We start from the raw sequence: 16,722 nt of genomic DNA, 5'->3' as shown, positions 1-16,722 counted from the left end.
AGGCGGTCGCCGACGACGCCGCACCGCCGAGGGGCGTCAGGCCCCCAGCATCCGTTTCAGTGTGCAGGCGTTGCGGACGGCGTTGCCCTCGCCGTCGTTGTTGAAGTAGGCGTGCACCTCGTGCCCGGCGGACTCCCATTCGCGGATGCGCTCTGCCCACCAGGCGAGGTCGTCGTCGGAGTACGAGCCGCCGTACAGGTGCTCCGGGTCGGGACCGTGCAGGCGCACGTACACGAGGCGGGCGGTGGCGCGGAGGATGCAGGGAAGCCGCGCCCCGCTCATGACGCAGTAGGCGGCGCCGTGGCGTTCGAGCATCCCGAACACCGCCTCGTCCGCCCACGACGGATGCCGGAACTCGATCGCCGGCCGCGTCCACTCGGGCAGCGCGCTCAGGAAGTAGTCCAGGCGGGCGTCGTCCCGCTCCATGCCCGGATGCAGCTGGACGATCAGCGGTCCCCGCCGACCACGGAGCTCGTGCAGCCCGCGAGTGACGCGTGAGATCCAGAGCTCGGGTTCGAGCAGTCGCCGCGCGTGCGTCAGGCCGCGGGGCGCCTTGACGGCCATCTCGAATCCCTCGGGCAGCCGCTCCCGCCATGCCGCGAACCTCGCATCGGCCGGCCAGCGGTAGAAGCTGCCGTTGAGCTCGACCGCATCGAACGTCGCGGTGTACTGCGAGAGCCAGTCGTGCTGGGGGCCTTGGTAGAGCACGCCGCGCCAATGCGGGTAGACCCATCCCGACGTCCCGATGCGTGCCATCGCTCCAGCGTGCCGGGCGAGAACGGCCTCGGGCACGGGGTTGCATCAGTGGGCCGGCCGCGTTAGCCGCCCTGGAGATGCGCGTGTCGGCCGCCGCTGACAGAGTGGGGGCATGACCCGCATCGGCGCGATCTTCAACCCGTACACCCACACTCCCGACGAGTTCCGCGACGCCGTCCTCGCCGCCGAGTCGTCGGGTCTTCCGGAGCTGTGGATCTGGGAGGACTGCTTCCGGCAGTCCGCGTTCGCGACGGTGGGCGCGGCTCTCGCCTGGACCGAGGCCCTCCGGATCGGGATCGGCATCGCACCCATGCCGCTGCGCAACATCGCGGCGACCGCCATGGAGCTCGCCACCGTCGAGCGGCTCTTCCCCGGCCGGCTGCTGCCGGGTGTCGGCCACGGGGTGCTGGACTGGATGGGGCAGGTCGGTGCGCGGGTCGCATCACCCCTGACGCTCATGCGCGAGTACGTGCCGGCGCTGCGGAGCCTCCTGGCCGGCGACGAGGTCACGGCGGCAGGGCGGTACGTGACGCTCGACGGCGTGCGGCTCGACTATGCGCCGACGACCCCGCCTCCGGTCTACGCGGCGGCCGAAGGCCCCAAGACCCTCCGTCTGAGCGGCGAAGTGGCCGACGGCACGGTGCTCGACAGCGGCCACACGGCTGAGGAGTACGCGGTCGCCACGGCGTCGATCCGCGAGGCGCGCGTACTCGCCGGGCGCGGCGGCCATCACGACGTGGTCGCCTACGTCGTCACGGCGTTCGGCGCCGATTCCGAGGCCCGCGCGATCGCCGACGTGGGCGACAAGCCCGACCCCGCCGCGCGCGCGCTCTGGGGCGACCCCGCCCAGGTCGCCGCCGGCGCCCAGCGGTTCTTCGACGCCGGCGTCGACGACCTCGTGCTCCTGCCCTCATCGCGCGGCGACATCGCCGAGTTCTACCGGGCAGCCGCCGAGGTCGCCCGCCTGGTCGGGACGGACGCCTCGTGACGGCGAAGCTGTCGCTCGGTATCGCGGCCGCGGCCGGCCCGGACCTCGCTGAGCGGGTCGCGCCGGCCGCCGAGGCGGCCGGCTTCCACGGCCTCTGGGTGAACGACACGCCCGGACACGACGCGCTGGCCGTTCTCGGCGCCGCAGCCCCCGTCACCGAGCACCTCGTGCTCGCCACCGGCGTGCTCCCCGTCGACCGCCGCACGCCCGGCGACATCGCGGCCGCGGCGTCCGGCCTGCCCACCGGCCGGCTGGTGCTCGGCATCGGCTCGGGACAGGTGCGCACCGGCGCCGTGGAGCTGGTGACGGATGCCGCCACCGAGCTGCGTGAGCGCATCGGCGCGCGCGTCGTGGTGGGCGCGCTCGGCCCGCGCATGCGGCGGGCAGGGGCTGCGGCATCCGACGGGCTCCTGCTGAGCTGGCTCACCCCGGCGGCCGCGACCGCACAGGCCGCGCGGGCGCACGCGATCGCCCCGGGAACGCACGTCGCGCTGTACGTGCGGACGGCCGCCGACGCCGCCGCGGTCGCGGCACTGGATGAGGAGGCCGCTCGCTACGCGGGGTACCCGGCGTATGCCGCCAACTTCGCCCGCCTGGGGCTGGCCGCGGCAGACACCGTCATCCGCCCGACCGATCTGGGAGACCGCATCGGCGCCTACTGCGTCGGCGTCGACGAAGTGGTGCTGCGCGCCATCACGCCGACCGGCAGCGTGGACGACCACCTGCGGTTCATCGACGCGGTCGTCGGGGCCGTCGCGTGACGCGGGTCGTCGCCCGCTGGGCGCTCGCGGCGCTCCTCGTCGTCGCGGGCGCCTCGCATCTGACCTGGGGCCGTCGCGGCTACCGGATCGTCGTGCCGGACTGGGCGACGCGCCTGCTCCATACCGACAAGGACACGATCGTGGTGGCATCCGGCGTCGTCGAGCTGATGCTCGGCGGGGCGCTCGTGGCGCTCCCCGCCGAGCGCCGCCGGGTCGGCTGGATCGTCGCGGCGTTCTTCGTGGCGGTGTTTCCGGGCAACGTACATCAGTGGCGCACGCGTCGGCCCGCCCCGATGCTGCGCACCGACCGGTCGCGCTTCGTGCGACTGCTGCTGCAGCCGCTGCTCGTGGCCTGGGCGCTCTGGAGCACCGAGACCGCGGCGGGCAGGCGCGGATGAGCCGGCCGGTCGCCGTCATCGCGGGCGCGTCGGGGTTCGTCGGCCGGGCACTCGTGCGTGCGTTCGCCGACGACGGCTATGAGGTGCGCACCATCGGCCGTGCCGGCGCCGACGCGTCCTGGACTGACACGGACGGCATCAGGGCGCTCGTCGATGGCGCGGCGATCGTGGTGAACCTCGCCGGGAAGTCGGTGAACTGCCGCTACACCGACGCGAACCGCGACGAGATCCTGCGATCGCGCGTGCAGACGACGCGGGCACTGCGCGCCGCGATCGGCGACGCAGGCACGCCGCCACCGCTGTGGCTCAACGCGAGCACGGCGACCATCTACCGGTACGCGCTCGATCGGCCGCAGACGGAGCGGGACGGCGAGCTCGGCACCGGGTTCTCGGTGGATGTCGCACGCGGGTGGGAGGACGAGTTCTTCGCGGGGAGCCTGCCGTCCACGCGGCGCGTCGCGCTGCGCATGGCGATCGTCCTCGGAGACGGTCCCGCGACGCGCAGGCTGGTGGCGCTGGCCCGGCTCGGGCTCGGCGGACCCCAGTACGACGGCTGGTGGTTCCCGCATCGGCGCTATCGCGGAATCGGCCCGCGTCCCACGGGTGACGGCCGCGCACCGCACCACCGATCCCACGGTCGGCAGCGGTTCAGCTGGATCCATCTCGACGACGTCGTCGGGGCGGTGCGGTTCGTGCGGGACGATCCCGGCATCTCCGGGCCGGTCAATCTCGCGGCACCGGGCACGGCCGACAACCGCGGACTCATGGCCACGCTCCGCCGCGTCGTGGGCGCGCCGATCGGGCTGCCCGCCTGGCGCTTCATGCTCGAACCGGCGATGTGGGCGCTGCGCACCGAGCCGGAGCTCGTGCTCAAGAGCAGATGGGCCACTCCCGAGACTCTGACCGCGGCGGGCTACGAGTTCGCCTACCCCGACCTCGAGCCGGCCCTGCGCGACGTCGTCGCATCGCTCGGCGGGCGGCGCCGCTGAGGCCGGGCGGCACCACGGTGTGCGTGTCGGGGCCGGATGGGAGAATGCGGGAATGCTGCTCCACGAGCTCGTGACCGCGACGGACGCTGTGGCCTCGACGTCGTCGCGACTGGCAAAGGTCGCCGCGCTGTCCGATGCCCTGCGCCTGCTCGGTCCCGATGAGGTCGGCCCGGCGATCGGGTTCCTGACCGCGAGCCCGCGCCAGGGTCGGCTCGGCGTCGGGTGGCGGAGCCTGTCGAACCTGGCCGTGACGCACGCCGACGAGCCGACCCTCACCGTCGGCGACGTCGATGCGGCACTCGACCGTCTCGCGGGGGCGGAGGGCACCGGATCGGTGGCCGCGCGCGCGGCGGCGCTCGATGCGCTGGCCCGTGCGGCTACGGCGGACGAGTGGGATTTCCTGGCCCGCGTCATGCTCGGGGAACTCCGCACCGGGGCGCTCGAGGGGGTGCTGCTCGACGCCGTCGCGAAGGCGTCGGATCGCGACGCCGCCACCGTCCGCCGGGCCGCGATGCTGTCAGGCGACCTCGGCGCCACGGCGCGCATCGCCCTCACCGGCACGCCGGAAGAGCTCGCCGCCATCGGGCTCGAGGTGGGGCGCGGCGTGCTGCCGATGCTCGCCTCGACGGCGGGCTCGGCGACCGAGGCGCTCGAGACGCTCGGAGGAGCGGCATCCGTCGAATACAAGCTCGATGGGGCGCGCATCCAGGTGCACCGCGACGGCGAGCACGTGCGCGTATTCACCCGGAGCCTGGCCGACATCACCCACCGCGTGCCCGAGATCGTCGAGGCCGTGCGGGAGCTGCCCGCCGACCGGGTGATCCTCGACGGCGAGACGCTGTCGCTCGATGAGGACGGCGGGCCGCGCCCGTTCCAGGACACCATGGCCCGCTTCGGGTCGCTGGGCGCCGACGATGCGGCCACGGTGGTGCTCCGCCCATGGTTCTTCGACATCCTGCACCTCGATGGCCGCGACCTCATCGACGAGCCGCTGTCGACGCGCCTCGCGCTGCTCGACAGCGCTGTCGGCGACGCCCGCATGCCCGGCATCGTCACCGAGGACGCGACGCGTGCCGAGGAGTTCTCGCGCGAAGCCCTCGCCGCCGGGCACGAAGGCGTGATGGTGAAGGCTCTCGACGCGCCGTACGCCGCCGGGCGACGCGGCAAGAGCTGGCTCAAGGTGAAGCCCGTGCTCACCTACGACCTCGTGGTGCTCGCCGTCGAGTGGGGGTCGGGGCGACGCACCGGCCAGCTCTCGAACCTGCACCTCGCTGCGCTCGATCCCGAAGGGGCGTTCGGCGAGCCGGGCGGCTTCGTGATGGTGGGCAAGACCTTCAAGGGCCTGACCGACGCGACCCTGCGCTGGCAGACCGAGTACTTTCCGACGATCGAGACCCATCGCTCGTCCTACGCCGTGCATGTGCGGCCCGAGACCGTCGTCGAGATCGCGATCGACGGCGTGCAGCGCTCCACCCGCTACCCCGGCGGTGTCGCCCTGCGCTTCGCCCGAGTGAAGGGATACCGCCCCGACAAGCGCGCCGACGAGGCCGACACGATCGACACCCTGCGCGCACTGCTGCGGGGCTGAGGGGAGCGGCGTGCGTCAGCGGCGGACCGCGACGTACTGGTGCTCGGGCCTTCCCGTCGTCCCGTAGCGCAGGCGCACCTCGACCAGGCCACGGCTGGCGAGCCCTGCGAGGTGCCGCTGCGCTGTCGCCCGCGAGATGCCGACGCGTTCGGCGATCTCGGCGGCGGACGCCTCGTCGTCGCCGAGCCCCTCGAGGATCAGCTGCTCGGTCGCCGAGCGCGCCACGGTCGCCGGCTCCGCACCGCCGTGCATGATGGCCAGTGCGCGGTCGATCTGCTCCTGTTCCAGCGGCCGGTCGGTGACCAGCAGGTTCCGCATCCGCGCGTAGCGATCGAGCCGCTCGGCGAGCACCCGGGCGTCGAAGGGCTTCGTCAGGTAGGCGAGCGCGCCCGCCTGCAGGGCGCGGCGTACCGTGGCGGCGTCGGTCGCCGCCGACAGCACGAACGCGTCGATGCCGGCCGCGGCGACGAACTCGACGCCGTCGCCGTCGGGAAGGAACGCGTCGACGAGCAGCAGATCCGGAGCGTGCGCCTTCGTGGCCTGCCGTGCCGCGCCGAGCGATTGCACGGCATCCAGCGCGGTGAACCCGGTGCGCGACGCCACGACGTCGCGGTGCAGGCCGGCGACGCGGAAGTCGTCGTCGACGACCAGTACGCGGATGGGACGGTTCATGCTTTCCTCTTCTCGGGGTTCCCGTCAGCCGGGCGGAGCGCCCCGGGCAGGCGGGCCCCGAAAACGGCACCCGCCCCCGCGCCGCCGGGATCGATCAGCCAGACGTCACCGCCGCGCCGGCGGGCGAGGTCGCGGGAGAGCGGGAGTCCGAAGCCGTGCCCGTGCACGGTGTCGTTCCCGCCCGCGTCCGTGTCGCGGACGACGGGGCGCGCGAAGGGGTCGGCTCCCGGGGGTCGGATGCCGCCGCCGGAGTCGGCCACCGTGATCACCAGATCGTCGCCGTCTCCGAGCAGCGCGATCTCGACCCAGCCGGGCCGCGCGCCGCCCACCGCCGCGGTGACGGCGTTGCCGACGAGGTTGCCCAGGACGGCCGCCACGTCCTCCGCCTCGGCCACCTCGCTCAGCAGCAGGGTGTCCTCCGAGACGCGGACTGTCACGCCGCGCTCCCGCGCCGTCGCGGCGGTCGCGCCGAGAAGCGACGTCAGGAACGCGTCGGGCACGCGCTCGAGTCCCGCGACACCGAAGTCCACGGCGCCGCGCGCGGTCAGGTCGCCGAGGAACGCGCGGGCCTCGTCGACGCGCTCGGCGTCGATCAGGCCGGAGGCGACGTGCAGGCGATTGGCGAACTCGTGCCGCTGCACGCGCAGCGCCTCGGTCATCGCGCGCACCGTCTCGAGCCGGCCGGCGAGCGCCTCGACATCGGTGCGGTCCCGCACGACCACGATCCGGCCCAATGCCCGCGCATCACGCTGCACCGGCCGGGTGTCGAGGTACAGCACGCGGTCGCCGACGACGGCCTCGACGCCGGAGGCCCCGTCCCGCACGGCGTCGCGCAGCGTGCCGGGCAGTGCGAGGTCGTCGAAGCGGCGCCCGACGGGGGCGTCGATGCCCAGCATCCGTTCGGCCGCCTCATTGCACACCCGCACGACGCCGTCGGGATCCAGTGCCACGACGCCGTCGCCGACCCCCTCGAGCACCGCCGCCTGGTTCTGCACGAGGGTCACGAGCTCCTCCGGCTGAAGCCCGAGGGTGAGCCGTTCGAAGCGTCGTCGCAGCACGAGCGTCGCCACCGCGGCGAGCGCCAGCCCGCCGAGCGCGGCGATCGCGATCGTCGCGACGAGGGCCGGCAGGTCGTCGAAGACGCTCGCGCGCTCGAACCCGACGCTCACCTCGCCGACCGGATCGCCGCCATACTCCGGGTAGACGGGCACCTTGGCGCGGGCGGACTCGCCGAGCGTGCCCACCTCCCAGTCGACGACCTCGTTGCCCTCGAGCACCTCGGCGAACGGGGTCGAGACGACCTGACCGAGGAGCTCCTCCGTCGGGTGGGCGAGACGGATGCCGTGATCGTCGGTGATGACGACGAAGAGCGCGTCCGTGCGATCCGCGACGTCGGCGGCGATCTGCTGGAGCGCGCCGGTGCGCAGCTGCGCGGCATCCGGCGTTCCCGGGTCGGCGGAGAACTCGGCGACCAGCGACTTGACGTCGGGGTCTTCCGCGACCGTCCGGGCGATGTTGAGGGCGGCGGCCTCCGACTCGGCGCGGAGCTGGCGCACGCCCAGCCACCCGAAGACGAGCGCGCACACGGCGACGACGGCGGTCACCGTCGCCAGCTGCATCAGCAGCAGCCGCGTCGCGAAGCGCATCCCACCTCCTGGGCTGATGAGGGCTGAGGCCGATGAGGGGCAGCGACCTTCCGCACACGTGAGCACAATGCGCAGAAGACACGCTACGCGCACAACCTGCGGGAATGCGACTTAGCGCGCGAGGAGCCGCGGCTCGCGCCTAGCCTCGCGGGGACGCACCGCCATCGGTGCGATGCCACCACCCGCACGACACGACGAAGGAGTCGAGATGAACGCGGCAGTTCCGTTCCTGTTCCACGCCGCCGAGGCCGACGAAGGCTACGCCACCGCGTTCGTCCCGTCCGAAGGCGTGCTCGTCGCGCTGGGTTTCACGATGGTCCTGGCGTTCATGGCGCTCATCATGACGCGCCGGCTGACCCCGATGGTCGCGCTCATCATCGTGCCGACGGTCTTCGGGCTGTTCGCCGGCGCCGGGCTCGGACTCGGCGACATGATCCTCGACGCGATCGGCAGCATGGCCCCGACGGCCGCTCTGCTGATGTTCGCCATCATGTACTTCGGCATCATGATCGACGTCGGCCTGTTCGATCCGCTCATCCGGGCGATCACGCGCCTGCTCGGCGACGACCCGGCCAAGGTCGTGCTGGGGACGGCCGTGCTGGCCGGCGCGGTCTCGCTCGACGGCGACGGCTCGACGACCTTCATCATCACGACCTCCGCGATGCTGCCGATCTACCTGCGCCTCGGCATGAGCCCCGTCGTGCTCACCTGCGTCGCCGGCCTCATGAACGGCACGCTGAACATCGTCCCGTGGGGCGGACCCACTGTGCGGGCGGCGACGGCGCTCGGCCTGCAGCCCACCGACATCTTCGTGCCGATGCTGCCCTCGCTCGCCGCCGGCATCGTCATCTCGCTGGCCTTCGCGTGGTTCCTCGGGCTCTCGGAGCGCAAGCGCATCGGCAGCATCGACGAGTCGCGCCTGGACGGCGGGGGAGTGCTCGCCGGATCCCGCATCTTCCGCGGCGCCGACACGAAGCCGGGCGCCCGCGCGACGCTGCGCACCGGCAACATCGTGACGCTCGCCGGCGGCCGGGGCAGCGTGCCCGTCGCCACCGCCGTCGTCGACCGCGAAGACACCGCGATGGCCGACACGATGCTCGATCCGAACCGTGCCACGCTGCGGCCGAAGCTCATCTGGTTCAACCTGGCGCTGACGCTCGCGGTGATGGTGCTGCTGGTGCTCGACGTCTTCCCGCTCGCCTACGTGTTCATGGTCGGCGCCGCGATCGCGCTGTTCGTGAACTTCCCGAAGCTCAAGAGCCAGGCCGACGAGATCGTCGCCCACGCCCCGAGCATCGTGGGCGTCGTCTCGATGGTCCTGGCGGCGGGCGTGCTGGTCGGCGTGCTGAACGGCACCGGCATGGTCGATGCGATGGCGACCTGGATCACGACCGTGATCCCGGCCTCGCTGGGACCCTTCCTGGCCGTGATCACCGGCATCCTGTCGATCCCGTTCACGTTCTTCATGTCGAACGACGCGTTCTACTACGGCATCCTCCCTGTGCTGGCGCAGAGCGCCGAGCACTTCGGGATCGCGCCGGTCGAGATGGCCCGCGCCTCGATCACCGGCCAGCCGGTGCACTTGCAGAGCCCGCTGGTGCCGGCGATCCTGCTCCTCGTCTCGCTGGCGAGCGTCAACCTCGGCGACCACCACAAGAAGGTGCTGTGGCGGGCGTGCGTCGTATCGCTCGCGATGCTCGCCGTCGGCGTGCTGGTGGGTGCGATCCCGCTCATGGCCTGAGCGGCGCGGCTCCCGGCGGGTTCTCCCCGTCCGCGTCCACGGCTCATAGGCTTTGGCCATGACGAGAGCAGCCGCACCCGACGCCGCCTACGAGCACCGCAGCTTCGGGGCGCCCGGCGCGGAGCGCACCGTGTTCCTGCTCCGCGAGGGCGTCTCGACGCTGTCGGATCCGTTGCACGACGCCACGACCCGACGCGATGTGCGGGTCGTGGCGATCGGACTCACGGTGGACGACATCGACGACCCGGTGGCCTACCGCGGCACGACTCCCGCGGAGGCCACCGCACGACGGATCGCACAGTTCGTCACCGAGGAGCGCGGCGATCGGTCCGCGGGCCTCGTGGGCGTCGCCACCGCCGGCGAAGTGGCCATCCAGGTCGCCGCGCTCGTGGGCGACGGCGTCGACAGACTCGCCCTTCTGGCCGTGCCGCGTCCCGAGTCCGAGCTCGGCGGACATGCGGTCGCGGAGCTCCTCGAGAACATCGCGGCCAAGACGCTGCTGATGAACGCGCGGAAGGATCCGGATGCCGCGAACGCCGCAGCACGCTGGTTCGCCGAGCGGCTCCCCTCCGCCCGCGTCGAGATGGTGCCGCAGACGTCGGACCCCGAGTCGCGCCTCGTCCTTGCCGAGGTGTGGGAGCGCGTGCTGTCGCACGTCGCGCCCGGAACCCTCCGATGACCCGGATCGTCGTGCTCACCGGCGCCGGCATCTCCGCGGAGAGCGGCGTGCCCACCTTCCGCGGCGCCGACGGCCTGTGGGAGGGACACCTGATCGAGGACGTCGCCACACCGGAGGCCTACGAGCGCGACCCCGACACCGTGCTTGCCTTCTACGACGCGCGGCGCCGCGCCCTGCGGACGGTCGTGCCCAACGCCGCCCACCTGGCGCTCGCACGACTGGAGGGTGCGATCGGCGGCGATCTCCTCGTGGTCACGCAGAACGTCGACGACCTGCACGAGCGCGCCGGCAGCCGCAACCTCGTCCACATGCACGGGGAGCTGCGCCGCGCGCTGTGCCTCGCGTGCGGCTCGCGGCCCGCGTGGGACGAAGACCTCATCGATCGCCCGGCATGTCCCGACTGCGGAGAGCGGATGCTGCGCCCCGACGTCGTCTGGTTCGGCGAGATGCCGTACGAGCTCGGCCGCATCGAGAACGCGGTGGTCGCCGCGGACGTCTTCGTGTCGATCGGCACGTCGGGTGCGGTGTACCCGGCCGCCGGCTACGTGGCGCTCGCGTCCGCGTTCGGCGTGCGCACCGTCGAGCTGAACCTCGAGCCGAGCGACGCGGCCGTGCCGTTCGACGACGCCCGAGCGGGTCGTGCGAGCGAGCTCGTGCCCGCCTGGGTGGACGAGGTCCTGTCGGCCCGCCGCGCGGGCGCCGAGCGACGCTGACACTGCGAGGGCGCCGGGTGGATCGCTCCGCCCGGCGCCCTCGAATCGACTGCTGCGGCTATACCCGGCCGCCACCCGACCGCACGCGCGAGAGGGCGTCCACGGTCGCGGCGAGGATCAGCACGGCGCCGGTCACCAGCAGGTTGACACCCGCGGGCAGGTTAAGCAGACCCAGACCGTTCGTGATCGTCGCGATGACGAGTGCGCCGATCGCCGCATGCATGAGGCGCCCCTTGCCGCCGAACAGGCTGACACCGCCGACGACCGCCGCCGCGACGCCCGACAGCACGATGTCGCGGCCGACGGTGGCGTCGACCGAGCCCACCCGCGCCACGCTCAGCAGGGCCGAGAACACCGCGAGGCTCGAGCAGATCACGAACGCCCACCACTTGATCCACCGCACCTTGACACCGGAACGGCGTGCAGCCTCGGCGTTGCCGCCGATGGCGTAGATGTAGCGGCCGAACTTGGTGCGGTCGAGCAGGAACGTGCCGAGCCAGAGGATGGTCAGCACGACCGGCACGACGATGGGAACGCCGGCCACCTCGATCACGGACTGGCCGCGGTTCTGGTTGAGGACGAAGACCACCGCGCCGCCGATCACCGCGATCGCCGCGAGCTTGATCCAGACCATCGACAGGGCACGGTTGGGAACGCCGGCCCGCGTGCGGCGTGCGCGGTCCCAGAACGACGTGCCCGCCGAGATTGCGAGCATGATCACGAGCATCGCCCATCCGCCCCACACGGGCAGGTTTCCGTTCTGGAGGGCGATGAGCTCGGGCACCTCGAGGCGGAACAGGCCGCCGGGGCCGATGATGACGAGCGCGAGGCCCTGGAAACCGAGGAACAGACCCAACGTGACGACGAACGACGGGATGCCCACCCTCGCCACGAAGAAGCCTATGAAGGCCCCCGTGAGGAACCCGAAGCCGAATCCGATGAGGAGTGCGAGCGGCCAGGGGACGCCGAACTGGGCGTTCAGCACGACGAACAGCGCCATGCCGACACCGCCGGTCACACCGGCGGACAGGTCGATCTCGCCGAGGAGCAGCACGAACACGAGCGCCATGCCGAGCACGACGAGCGTCGCAGCCTGGTTCAGCAGGTTGGCGAAGTTGCGCTCGGTGAGGAAGAACGGGCTCATGATCGAGAACAGCGCGCCGAGCACGACGAGGCCGCCGATCGCGGGCAGGGCGCCCATGTCTCCGCCGCGAACGCGCTGCCACCACGCTCGAAGCTGATCGCCGACGCCGCCCTCCACGCCGCTGCCGATCAGGTCGCTCGCGATCGGATCGGGGGCGGCCTCGGTCCGGGTGGCATTGCTGCTCATTCCGCGCCTCCTTCGGTGCGAACGGTCGACGTGTCGAGGATCGTGACACCGGCGGGTGCCTTGGTTCCGGTGATGTAGCCCACGACGTCGTCGCGGGTCGTCGAGGATGCCGGGATCTGGGCGACCATCTGGCCGAGGTACAGGACGGCGATGTCGTCGGCGACCTCGAAGACGTCCACCAGGTTGTGGCTGATGAGGATCACGGCGACACCCTGCTCCGACAGGCGCTTCACGAGGTTCAGCACCTGCTCGGTCTGCGCGACGCCGAGGGCGGCCGTCGGCTCGTCGAGGATGACCACTCGGGCCTTCTTCAGCACGGCGCGCGCGATCGCCACGGTCTGCCGCTGGCCACCGGACAGGCTGGACACCTTCTGGCGGACGGATTTGACGGTGCGCACCGAGAGGGAGCGCAGCGTGTCGGACGCCTCCTTCTCCATGCGACCCTCGTCGAAGGTGCCCGACGAGAGCTCCTCGCGGCCGAGGAACATGTTCTGGACGATGTCGAGGTTGTCGCACAGGGCGAGGTCCTGGTACACGACCTCGATGCCGAGGTGCCCTGCGTCGCGGGGAGTGTGCAGGTCGCGGTGCACGCCGTCGATGAGGACTTCGCCCTCGTCGTACGGCTGCACGCCGGCCAGACCCTTGATGAGCGTGGACTTGCCGGCGCCGTTGTCGCCCACGAGGGCGGTGACCTTGCCGGGGTGGACCTTGAGATCCACGCCCTTCAGGACGCTGACCGGGCCGAAGGACTTCTTGACCCCGACCAGCTGGATGATCGGCTCCGCGCCGACCGGGGCGGGAGTGGTGGTGAATGTATCTGACATGCTCGCTTCCTTGGGAGTGCCCGTGGTCCGGCGAGAAGGGGCGCCACGCCGAGCGGCGCGACGCCCCCTCGCGGGTTCAGCCGTAAGCCGATCCGCTACTCGGCGGTGACTCCATACTGCTCGCATGCGGCCATCACGTCAGGCGTGCAGACGTCGTCGTAGTCGGCGTCACCGGCGGCGACGACGTCCTTGACCTGCTCGGGGCCGACCAGGATCGGCGTCACCTGGATGTAGGGCGTGCCGTCCTCGAGCTCTGCCTGTGCGTCGACGTCCTCGCCCTTCAGGAGCGCGACGGCCGTGTCGACGGCAGCGGTGGCCTCGTCCTTGACCGGCTTGTAGACCGTGGCGGTCTGCCAGCCGAGCAGGATGTTCTGCAGGCCCGCGACGTTCGCGTCCTGGCCCGACACCGCAACGCCCGTCAGGTTGTTGTCCTGGAGGACCTTGATGACGCCCGCGGCGTTGGTGTCGTTCGCGGCCCACACGCCGTCGACCTTGCCGCCCAGGCCCGTCAGTGCCTGCTCGAAGTTGGTCTGCGACTTGGCCTGGTCCCAGATCCCCGGGGGCTCGGCCGCCGGCGTGATGCCCGCGGCCTCCATCACCTCGACGGCGCCGTCGTGGAACATCGCCGCGTTGCCGTCGGTCGGGTCGCCGCCCATGTAGACGACGACTGCGGTCGCCGGGTCCTTGCCGGCGGCTTCGAGGCCGTCCAGAACGGTCTGACCCTCGAGACGGCCGACCTCGGTGTTGTCGAACGAGACGTAGTAGTCCGCGCCGGTGAACGGGCGGTCGTAGGCGATCACGGGGATGCCTTCGGCCTTCGCCTTGGTCGCGACGGCCTCCGCGGCGCCCTGGTAGTCGACGAGCAGCATGACGCCGCAGCCCTGGGTGAGCTGCTGATCGGCGATCGTCGAGTACTTGTTGACGTCGCCCTGCGCGTTCTGGATGTCGACGTCGAAGCCGGCTCCCTCCAGCCCCTCCTGGAGGTACTTGCGGTCGAAGTTCTCCCAGCGCGGCGAGGACGCAGCGTCAGGCAGGATCACACAGGCGCGGTCGGCGGCATCCCCGCCATCGCCGCCGTCGCCACCGTCACCGGTGTCGCCGTTGCCGCCGGCGCAGCCGGCCAGCATCACCGCGGCCGCGCCCGCGAGGGCGGCCACGGCGAGGATCGAAGACTTCTTCATCATTCGCCTTTCGTCGTTGAAGCGAGCGAGTTCCAGGAGCGTCCCTGGTTTCTTCGCGCTGATGCGATCATCGATGACCGGCATTCTTGGCGTCAAGTCTTGAACGTAACGCTTTGGCAACGCAGGCGCTGTCGCGCGACGGATGCCGTGATGGCCGGGTCGAAGAGAGCGCTTACCGTGCAGAGTGCACCCTTTTCTGCGGAAGAAGACGCAGATTGTCTTCCGGTCACCCCGGGTCGTCTGGCCGCGCCGAGCGGAGCGTTCGCCAAGTGAAGCCAGTGCGCGGCGACGCGGGTTCAGGCGCGACCGGTGGCCGCACGCGTCCGGCGTGACAGCGAATCCACGATCACCGCGAGCACGAGCACGACGCCGGTCACCATGAACTGCACCGACGAGTCGAGGTTCATGAGGGTCAGACCCGACGAGATCGACTGGATCACCACGATGCCGACGAGAGCCGAGAACGCCGATCCACGGCCGCCGAAGAGGCTCGTGCCCCCGATGACGGCGGCGGCGATCGCGTTGAGGTTCACGTCTCCCGTGCCCGAGCTCTGGTTCGCCGACGCCAGTCGCGCGGCGGCGAGGATGCCTCCCACTGCGGCGAAGGTCGAGCACATCGCGAAGACCGAGAGGTAGATGCGGTCTACGCGGATGCCGGCGCGGCGGGCGGCCTCGACCGATCCGCCGACGGCGTAGACGGCGCGCCCCCAGCGGGTGCGGGTCAGCACGAAGTTCATGGCGACGATGAGGGCCAGGAAGAACAGGAACATCACCCCGACGCCGCGATAGAGGTTCAGGTACCAGGTCGCCACGAGCAGGAAGGCGAGGAGGACCGCGCTGCGCACCGCGATCTCGGTGTAGCTCTGGCTCACGAGGTTCGCCGCCGCCCGCCGTCGCGCGCGCCGCAGCAGAGACCAGGCGAACGCGGCCACGGCCAGCACGGCCACGACGTACGACGCCCAGGCCGGAAGGAACATCTGCTGGGCGAACTGGACGAGCCACGAGTCGAACGGGATCGCGATGGATCCCGTCTCGCCCAGCACCCACAGCTGCAGCCCCAGGAAGCCGAGGAGGCCGGCCAGCGTGATGACGAAGCTCGGCAGTCCGAAGCGCGTGAACAGGTAGCCGTACAGCAATCCGACCACGCACCCGACAGCGATCGCCGCCACCAGCGACAGGATCAGGTTCCACTGCAGCTGGACGAACGTGACGGCGAGCACCGCGGCGGCGAGCCCCGACACCGACCCGACTGACAGGTCGATCTCGCCGACGAGCAGCACCAGCACGACGCCCAGCGCGATCGTGCCGATGGCGGCGCACTGCATCGTGAGGTTCACGAGGTTCTCGCTGGAGAGGAAGACCGGGTTCAGCAGCTGGAAGACCGTCCAGATCACGGCGATCCCGAGCACGACGGGAAGGGCGCCGAGGTCTCCGCCCCGGATGCGCGTCACGAAGCCCTCCAGGGCGAGGCGGATGCCGCTGCCGCTCAGGAGCCGTTCGTCGCCGGTCGGCTCGGTGAGCCGCTCGTCGCCGCGCGCGCTCATCGGCTCCCGTCCCCGCGGGGTCGGGAGGTGGGGCGCGACCCGGCGCGCGGCATGCGGATGACGGTACCGCCGGAGGTCTGGTCGGCGGGCTCGTCGTCGCGCGCGGAGGCGGGCGCGGCATCCGTCCGCTCCGGCACGCGTCGCGGCGCCACGGAGTGGTCCACCGCGCCGGTGATCGCCGCGATGAGGGTCTCGCTGGTGACGTCCGCGACGTTGTACACGCCGTTGTTGCGGCCGAGGCGCAGGACGACCACGCGGTCGGCGACCGCCATGACATCGGCCATGTTGTGGCTGATGAGGATGACCCCATGCCCGCGCTCGCGGAGGCGCTCGATGAGGTTCAGGACCTCGGCCGTCTGCGCGACGCCGAGGGCAGCCGTCGGCTCGTCGAGGATCACGACGCGCGGCTCGCCGATCAGCGAGCGGGCGATGGCGACGGTCTGGCGCTGTCCGCCCGACAGCGACGCGACGGGCACGCGCACGGACGGGATCTTGGCCGACAGCTCGCGCAGCAGCGTCCACGTGCGCTGCTCCATGTCGACCTCGTCGAGCGTGGCGCCGTCGCGCAGTTCGCGCCCGAGCCAGAGATTCGCGACGACATCGAGGTTGTCGCACAGCGCGAGGTCCTGGAAGATCGTCTCGATCCCGAGCTGCTGCGCGTCGGCGGGGGAGCCGATGACGACTTCGTCACCGTCGAACTCGATGGATCCGCTGTCGGGAGGGTGCACGCCGGCAAGCACCTTGACGAGTGTCGACTTGCCGGCGCCGTTGTCGCCGACGAGCGCGACCACCTCGCCCTCGTTCACCCAGAAGTCGACGTCGGTGAGCGCCTTGACGGCGCCGAACCGCTTGCCGATGCCGCGCATGGTGAGCACGCGTTCACGCGGCCTCCCCGCCCGCGGGTGCGTCATC

At 71.6% G+C, this 16,722-nt stretch carries 16 protein-coding genes; 8 read left to right on the top strand and 8 right to left on the bottom strand.

The genetic code is table 11. The features are described from left to right. Window positions 1–36 precede the first annotated feature (36 nt). Window positions 37–756 (bottom strand): DUF72 domain-containing protein, encoded by a 720-nt coding sequence (locus Q9R08_RS18585; protein WP_308869661.1) that lies wholly within the window; start codon window positions 754–756, stop codon window positions 37–39. Between the two features lie 112 nt (window positions 757–868). Between Q9R08_RS18585 and Q9R08_RS18580 the strand changes: the two genes are divergently transcribed. The 5 genes from Q9R08_RS18580 to Q9R08_RS18560 are packed head-to-tail and all read left to right on the top strand — an operon-like array spanning window position 869 to window position 5,480. After that, entirely contained in the window at window positions 869–1,744 is an 876-nt protein-coding gene (locus Q9R08_RS18580; protein WP_308869660.1) for an LLM class flavin-dependent oxidoreductase, read from the top strand. After that, entirely contained in the window at window positions 1,741–2,505 is a 765-nt protein-coding gene (locus Q9R08_RS18575; RefSeq protein WP_308869659.1) for an LLM class flavin-dependent oxidoreductase, read from the top strand. Before Q9R08_RS18580 ends, Q9R08_RS18575 begins: the two co-directional genes overlap by 4 nt. Further along, entirely contained in the window at window positions 2,502–2,903 is a 402-nt protein-coding gene (locus Q9R08_RS18570) for a DoxX family protein (protein WP_308869658.1), read from the top strand. Before Q9R08_RS18575 ends, Q9R08_RS18570 begins: the two co-directional genes overlap by 4 nt. After that, the gene (locus tag Q9R08_RS18565; RefSeq protein ID WP_308869657.1) at window positions 2,900–3,892 is read left to right on the top strand and encodes an epimerase; all 993 of its coding nucleotides are present in this window, start codon (window positions 2,900–2,902) and stop codon (window positions 3,890–3,892) included. Before Q9R08_RS18570 ends, Q9R08_RS18565 begins: the two co-directional genes overlap by 4 nt. Before the next feature lie 52 nt (window positions 3,893–3,944). Beyond that, window positions 3,945–5,480, top strand: coding sequence for an ATP-dependent DNA ligase (locus Q9R08_RS18560; RefSeq protein WP_308869656.1), 1,536 nt, complete (start codon window positions 3,945–3,947; stop codon window positions 5,478–5,480). A 15-nt stretch (window positions 5,481–5,495) separates the two neighbouring features. On the opposite strand, the gene Q9R08_RS18555 is transcribed toward Q9R08_RS18560, so the two are convergent. Both Q9R08_RS18555 and Q9R08_RS18550 read right to left on the bottom strand, forming a co-directional pair. Then, a complete protein-coding gene (locus Q9R08_RS18555) occupies window positions 5,496–6,152 on the bottom strand; it encodes a response regulator (RefSeq protein WP_308869655.1) in 657 nt (218 codons plus the stop codon). After that, complete coding sequence (locus Q9R08_RS18550) at window positions 6,149–7,798, bottom strand: sensor histidine kinase (protein WP_308869654.1); 1,650 nt, start codon at window positions 7,796–7,798, stop codon at window positions 6,149–6,151. The genes Q9R08_RS18555 and Q9R08_RS18550 overlap by 4 nt, the downstream gene beginning before the upstream one ends. 208 nt (window positions 7,799–8,006) lie before the next feature. Between Q9R08_RS18550 and Q9R08_RS18545 the strand changes: the two genes are divergently transcribed. The 3 genes from Q9R08_RS18545 to Q9R08_RS18535 are packed head-to-tail and all read left to right on the top strand — an operon-like array spanning window position 8,007 to window position 10,931. Then, window positions 8,007–9,539 carry a CitMHS family transporter gene (locus Q9R08_RS18545; RefSeq protein WP_308869653.1) on the top strand — a complete coding sequence of 511 codons (1,533 nt, stop codon included), beginning with the start codon at window positions 8,007–8,009 and terminating at the stop codon, window positions 9,537–9,539. Window positions 9,540–9,597: 58 nt separating this feature from the next. Further along, on the top strand, window positions 9,598–10,218 hold the full coding sequence (locus tag Q9R08_RS18540) for an alpha/beta fold hydrolase (protein WP_308869652.1): 621 nt from the start codon (window positions 9,598–9,600) through the stop codon (window positions 10,216–10,218). Continuing rightward, window positions 10,215–10,931: an NAD-dependent deacylase gene (locus Q9R08_RS18535; protein WP_308869651.1), complete on the top strand. Its 717-nt coding sequence runs from the start codon at window positions 10,215–10,217 to the stop codon at window positions 10,929–10,931. Before Q9R08_RS18540 ends, Q9R08_RS18535 begins: the two co-directional genes overlap by 4 nt. A 58-nt stretch (window positions 10,932–10,989) precedes the next feature. On the opposite strand, the gene Q9R08_RS18530 is transcribed toward Q9R08_RS18535, so the two are convergent. The 5 genes from Q9R08_RS18530 to Q9R08_RS18510 form a co-directional block, all read right to left on the bottom strand. Next, window positions 10,990–12,261 (bottom strand): sugar ABC transporter permease, encoded by a 1,272-nt coding sequence (locus Q9R08_RS18530; RefSeq protein ID WP_308869650.1) that lies wholly within the window; start codon window positions 12,259–12,261, stop codon window positions 10,990–10,992. Next, complete coding sequence (locus Q9R08_RS18525) at window positions 12,258–13,085, bottom strand: ATP-binding cassette domain-containing protein (RefSeq protein WP_308869649.1); 828 nt, start codon at window positions 13,083–13,085, stop codon at window positions 12,258–12,260. Before Q9R08_RS18525 ends, Q9R08_RS18530 begins: the two co-directional genes overlap by 4 nt. A gap of 95 nt (window positions 13,086–13,180) precedes the next feature. Further along, window positions 13,181–14,266: a sugar ABC transporter substrate-binding protein gene (locus tag Q9R08_RS18520; protein WP_308869648.1), complete on the bottom strand. Its 1,086-nt coding sequence runs from the start codon at window positions 14,264–14,266 to the stop codon at window positions 13,181–13,183. Window positions 14,267–14,562: 296 nt separating this feature from the next. Then, window positions 14,563–15,810 (bottom strand): sugar ABC transporter permease, encoded by a 1,248-nt coding sequence (locus tag Q9R08_RS18515; RefSeq protein ID WP_308869647.1) that lies wholly within the window; start codon window positions 15,808–15,810, stop codon window positions 14,563–14,565. Further along, window positions 15,807–16,721, bottom strand: coding sequence for an ATP-binding cassette domain-containing protein (locus Q9R08_RS18510; protein WP_418001374.1), 915 nt, complete (start codon window positions 16,719–16,721; stop codon window positions 15,807–15,809). Before Q9R08_RS18510 ends, Q9R08_RS18515 begins: the two co-directional genes overlap by 4 nt. Window position 16,722 lies beyond the last annotated feature (1 nt).

This window comes from Microbacterium psychrotolerans, assembly GCF_031085295.1.
GTDB lineage: Bacteria > Actinomycetota > Actinomycetes > Actinomycetales > Microbacteriaceae > Microbacterium > Microbacterium psychrotolerans.
This window is presented reverse-complemented; position numbering and strand designations above follow the sequence as displayed.